At 69.3% G+C, this 4,865-nt stretch carries 5 protein-coding genes; 3 read left to right on the top strand and 2 right to left on the bottom strand.

Annotated elements, in window-relative coordinates; genetic code table 11:
- The 3 genes from QQK43_RS22720 to QQK43_RS22710 all read left to right on the top strand — a co-directional run.
- Window positions 1–452: HlyD family secretion protein (locus tag QQK43_RS22720; RefSeq protein ID WP_284309565.1), on the top strand; the 452-nt coding region annotated here is incomplete at its 5' end.
- Window positions 449–1,402: an ABC transporter ATP-binding protein gene (locus QQK43_RS22715; protein ID WP_284309564.1), complete on the top strand. Its 954-nt coding sequence runs from the start codon at window positions 449–451 to the stop codon at window positions 1,400–1,402. The genes QQK43_RS22720 and QQK43_RS22715, both read left to right, overlap by 4 nt.
- Window positions 1,399–2,532: an ABC transporter permease gene (locus QQK43_RS22710; RefSeq protein ID WP_284309563.1), complete on the top strand. Its 1,134-nt coding sequence runs from the start codon at window positions 1,399–1,401 to the stop codon at window positions 2,530–2,532. The genes QQK43_RS22715 and QQK43_RS22710 overlap by 4 nt, the downstream gene beginning before the upstream one ends.
- Window positions 2,533–2,595: 63 nt before the next feature.
- On the opposite strand, the gene gdhA is transcribed toward QQK43_RS22710, so the two are convergent.
- Window positions 2,596–3,939 (bottom strand): NADP-specific glutamate dehydrogenase, encoded by a 1,344-nt coding sequence (gene gdhA / locus QQK43_RS22705; protein ID WP_284309566.1) that lies wholly within the window; start codon window positions 3,937–3,939, stop codon window positions 2,596–2,598.
- 138 nt (window positions 3,940–4,077) lie between these two features.
- A partial coding sequence (locus QQK43_RS22700) for a DNA mismatch repair MutL family protein (RefSeq protein WP_502260864.1) occupies window positions 4,078–4,865 on the bottom strand: 788 nt, incomplete at its 5' end.

Here is a 4,865-nt window from a genome sequence, read left to right as displayed (position 1 = left end):
GCGCGGCCGAGGCCACGGCCGCGTCGGCGCGCGAAGCGGTGCGTGCGGGCGCCTGGCGGGTCGCGCAAAAGCAGCAGGCCGCGCCCGCCGACGCGCAGGTGGCCGAGGTGTTCTACCGCCAGGGCGAGTACGTGGGGGCCGGCCAGCCGGTGGTGTCGCTGCTGCCGCCGGGCGCGGTCAAGGCGCGCTTCTACGTGCCCGAGGCGGAGCTGGCCGCGCTGTCGCTGGGGCAGTCGGTGACGCTGTCCTGCGACGGCTGCGGCGCCGCGGTGAACGCGCGCATCAGCCGCATCGCCACCGCGCCCGAGTTCACACCGCCGGTCATCTATTCGAACGCGCAGCGCGCGCGGCTGGTCTACCTGGTCGAGGCCAAACCCGATCCGGCCCAGGCCATGCGCCTGCACCCCGGGCAGCCGCTGGACGTGCACCCCGCCGCCAAGGACCCGTCGTGAACGGTGCGCTGGCCATCGATGTGCGCGGCCTGACCAAGCGCTACGGCGGCCGTGCGGTGGTGGACGGTGTGAACCTGCAGGTCGGCCAGGGCCGCATCTGCGGCTTCCTCGGCCCCAACGGCAGCGGCAAGACCACCACCATCCGCATGCTCTGCGGCCTGCTTCGGCCCGACGCGGGCGAGGGTCAGTGCCTGGGGCTGGATTTCCGCAAGGACGCCGCCGCGATCAAGCGCCAGGTCGGCTACATGACGCAGAAGTTCGGCCTGTACGAAGACCTGTCGATCCGCGAGAACCTGGACTTCGTGGCGCGCCTGTTCGAACTGCCGAAACGCCGTGAAGCGGTGGACCGCGCACTGGAGCGCCTGGGTCTGCAGGGCCGCCAGCAGCAACTGGCCGGCGCGCTCTCGGGCGGCTGGAAGCAGCGGCTGGCGCTGGCGGCCTGCCTGATCCACGAACCGCGCCTGCTGCTGCTCGACGAGCCGACGGCGGGCGTGGACCCGAAGGCGCGGCGCGACTTCTGGGACCAGATTCACACGCTGGCCGGGCAGGGCATCACGGTGCTGGTCTCGACGCACTACATGGACGAGGCCGCGCGCTGCCACGACCTGGTCTACATCGCCTACGGCACGGTGCTGGCGCGCGGCAGCGAGCAGCAGATCGTCGAGGGCGCGGGGTTGTGTGTCTGGTCGGTCGAGGGCGAACGGGCCGGTGCCTGGGCCGAGCGCCTGCGCGGCCAGCCCGGCGTGCAAAGCGTGGTCGCCTTTGGCAACGCGCTGCACGTGGCCGGGCCCGATGCGGACCGGCTGGCGCAGACGCTGGCGCCCTTGCAGGCCGAACCGGGCCTGCGTGTGCAAGCCAGCCGCGCCACGCTGGAGGATGTGTTCATCGGCCTGATCGACCGCGCGCAGGACAACTTTGCTCCGGGCGCCCCCGGGAGGCCCCAGGCATGAGCCGCTTTTCGCCCGCCCGCACCTGGGCCGTGTTCCTCAAGGAATTCCAGCAGATGCTGCGCGACCGCCTGACCTTCGCCATGGCGGCGGGCATTCCGGTGCTGCAACTGGTGCTGTTCGGCTACGCCATCAACACCGATCCCAAGGGCCTGCCGACGGCGGTGGTGGCGGCCGACGCCGGGCCGCAGGCGCGCAGCCTGGTCGCGGCGCTGCAGAACAGCGGCTACTTCAAGGTGGTGCACCAGGGCACCTCGCCGGCCGAGGCCGATGCGCTCATGGCCGACGGCGAGGTGCAGTTCGTGGTCGAGATCCCGCACGACTTCAGCCGCTCGGTGGTGCGCGGCGAACAGCCGGCGGTGCTGGTGGCGGTCGACGCGACCGACCCGTCGGCCTCGGGCAACGCCATTGCCGCGCTGGGCCAGATGGGCACGCAGGCGCTGGCTCACGACCTGGTCGGCCCGCTGCGCGCCCTACAGAAGGGGGCGCCGCCGTTCGAGCTGCGCATCCACCGCCGCTACAACCCCGAAGGCCTGTCGCGCTACAACATCGTGCCCGGCCTGATCGGCACCATCCTGACCATGACCATGGTGATGCTGACCAGCCTGGCGATGACGCGCGAGCGCGAGCGCGGCACCATGGAAAACCTGCTGGCCACGCCAGTGCGGCCGTTCGAGGTGATGGTGGGCAAGATCCTGCCCTACGTGGTGATCGGCTACGTGCAGCTGGGCGTGATCATCGGTGCCGCCCTGATGCTGTTCGAGGTGCCGATGGTCGGCAGCTTCGCGCTGCTGATGGCGATGATCGGTGTCTTCATCGTCGCCAACCTCGCGGTCGGCTTCACCTTCTCCACCGTCGCGCGCAACCAGTTGCAGGCGGTGCAGATGACCTTCTTCTTTTTCCTGCCCTCGATGCTGCTCTCGGGCTTCATGTTCCCGTTCCGGGGCATGCCGCCCTGGGCGCAGCACCTGGGCGAGGTGCTGCCGCTGACACATTTCCTGCGCATCGTGCGCGGCATCATGCTCAAGGGCGCCGAGGCGCCCCAACTCTGGGGTGAACTCTGGCCGATGCTGGCCTTCACCGCGGTGGCCGGGGTGATCGCGCTCAGGCGCTACCGGCAGACGCTGGACTGAAGCGGGCGTTCGGCCCGCTTCGGTGGCCTGGCTGGCAGCGCGCCAGGCCGGGGGCGGTCGGTTTCAGATCACGCCCTGGGCCAGCATGGCGTCGGCGACCTTCACGAAGCCGGCGATGTTGGCGCCGTCGATGTAGCTCACGCGGCCATCGGCCTGCCGGCCGTGCGCCAGGCAGGCGGCGTGGATGCCCTGCATGATCTGCAGCAGGCGGGCGTCCACTTCCTCGCGCGGCCAGGCCATGCGCTCGGCGTTCTGGCTCATTTCCAGGCCCGACGTGGCCACCCCACCCGCGTTGCTGGCTTTGCCCGGGGCATACAGGATGCCGGCGGCCTCGAAGGCCTTGGCCGCTTCGATGGTGGACGGCATGTTGGCGCCCTCGGCCACGCACTTCACGCCGTTGGCGATCAGGGTGCGCGCGTCGTTTTCGTCCAGCTCGTTCTGCGTGGCGCAGGGCAGGGCCACGTCCACCGGCACGTGCCAGGGGCGCACACCGGCCTCGAAGCGCGAGCCGGTGCGGGCGGCGTAGTCGCTCACGCGACCGTACAGATGGTTCTTCACCTCCATCAGAAGCGCGAGCTTTTCGGGCGAGAAGCCGTCTTCGTCGATCACGGTGCCGCTGGAGTCCGACACGGTGATCACCCTGGCACCCAGGTGCATGGCCTTTTCGACCGCGTACTGCGCCACGTTGCCCGAGCCCGAGACGCTCACGCGCAGGCCCTGGAAGTCCATCTGGCGCGTCTTGAGCATTTCCTGGGCGAAGTACACCGTGCCGTAGCCCGTGGCCTCGGGGCGGATCAGCGATCCGCCGAAGCTCAGGCCCTTGCCGGTGAACACACAATCCGCGCGGTTGGTCAGCTTTTTGACCATGCCGGCCATGTAGCCCACTTCGCGGCCACCGACGCCGATGTCGCCGGCCGGCACGTCGGTGTCGCTGCCCACGTGGCGGAACAATTCGCCGGCGAAGGCCTGGCAGAAGCGCATCACCTCGGCCGGGCTCTTGCCCTTGGGATCGAAGTCCGAACCGCCCTTGCCACCGCCCATGGGCAGGGTGGTCAGGGCGTTCTTGAAGGTCTGCTCGAAGGCCAGGAACTTGAGCACCGACAGGTTGACCGAGGGATGAAAGCGGATGCCGCCCTTGTAGGGGCCGATGGCCATGCTGTGCTGGATGCGGTAGCCGCGGTTGACCTGGACCTGGCCGTGGTCATCGACCCACGACACGCGGAACATGACCACCCGCTCGGGCTCGACCAGGCGCTCCAGCAGGCCCTGTTCGGCGTATTTCGGGTGGGCCGCAATGAAGGGCCAGAGGCTTTCCATCACCTCGGTGACGGCCTGGTGGAATTCTGGTTGGCCCGGATTGCGCTGGGCGACGTGAGCGAGGAAGTCGTGAACCGAGGTGTATTTCATGGTCATGCCTGTTTTGGTGCATGACATTATGAAAAAACCGCATTTCGCCAGGCAAAAATGCCTGGTTTTGGGGCTCTATGTCTTTGTGTGGTGCCATTTTTGGGTATGCGACACCCTGAATGGCCCTTGTTTGGTGCTTCAACGCCCACGCAGGAAGAGCGCGTCCAGGTCCTTCATGCCCAGCTGGCGCCAGGTGGGGCGACCGTGGTTGCACTGGTCGCTGCGCTCGGTCACTTCCATCTGGCGCAGCAGGGCGTTCATTTCGTCCAGCGTGAGGCGCCGGTTGGCACGCACCGCGCCGTGGCAGGCCATGGTGGCCAGCAGTTCGTTGCGCGCGCGCTGCACCACGGTGCTGGCTTCGTGCTGCGCCAGTTCGCCCAGCACACTGCGCGCCAGGGCGACCGGGTCGCCCGCCGACAGGGTGGTGGGCACGGCGCGCACGGCCAGTGTCTTCGGCGAGAACGGCACGATTTCCAGTCCCAGCTGGGTCAGCACCGGGGCCGCGCTCTCGGCCGTGGCCACTTCTTCGGGCGTGGCGGCGAAGGTGGCTGGAATCAGCAGCGGCTGGCTGGCGACCTGGTGCGCGTCGAGTTGCTGCTTGAGGCGTTCGTAGACGATGCGTTCGTGCGCCGCGTGCATGTCGACCACCACCAGGCCCTGTGCGTTTTCGGCCAGGATGTAGACGCCGTGCAACTGCGCCACGGCGCGGCCCAGCGGCCATTCGCCGTCGGGCAGTGCCGCGGGGGCCGGCAGGCTGTTCGGCGAAGCGGCGGCATCGGGCGCCGCCACGGTGTCGACAGGCGCGAATGCCGCCGCCGGAGCCGCCGGTTGCCACAGGGCTTGCAGATCGTTCACGCGCTGGCCGATTGCAGGCGCGCTGCGCTGCCAGGGCAGGGGCTGCTGCCGCGCCACGGGCGCCAGCGCCG

This window comes from Hydrogenophaga electricum (assembly GCF_030160815.1).
Classification (GTDB): Bacteria; Pseudomonadota; Gammaproteobacteria; order Burkholderiales; family Burkholderiaceae_C; genus Hydrogenophaga; species Hydrogenophaga electricum.
Note: the sequence above shows the minus strand (reverse complement) of the source record. Positions and strands in the feature narration are given on the sequence as shown.

Bases quoted from the DNA above. Each gene is read 5' to 3' on its own strand.
- gdhA (WP_284309566.1), bottom strand. From the start codon at position 3,939: ATGAAATACACCTCGGTTCACGACTTCCTCGCTCACGTCGCCCAGCGC.
- QQK43_RS22710 (WP_284309563.1), top strand. From the start codon at position 1,399: ATGAGCCGCTTTTCGCCCGCCCGCACCTGGGCCGTGTTCCTCAAGGAA.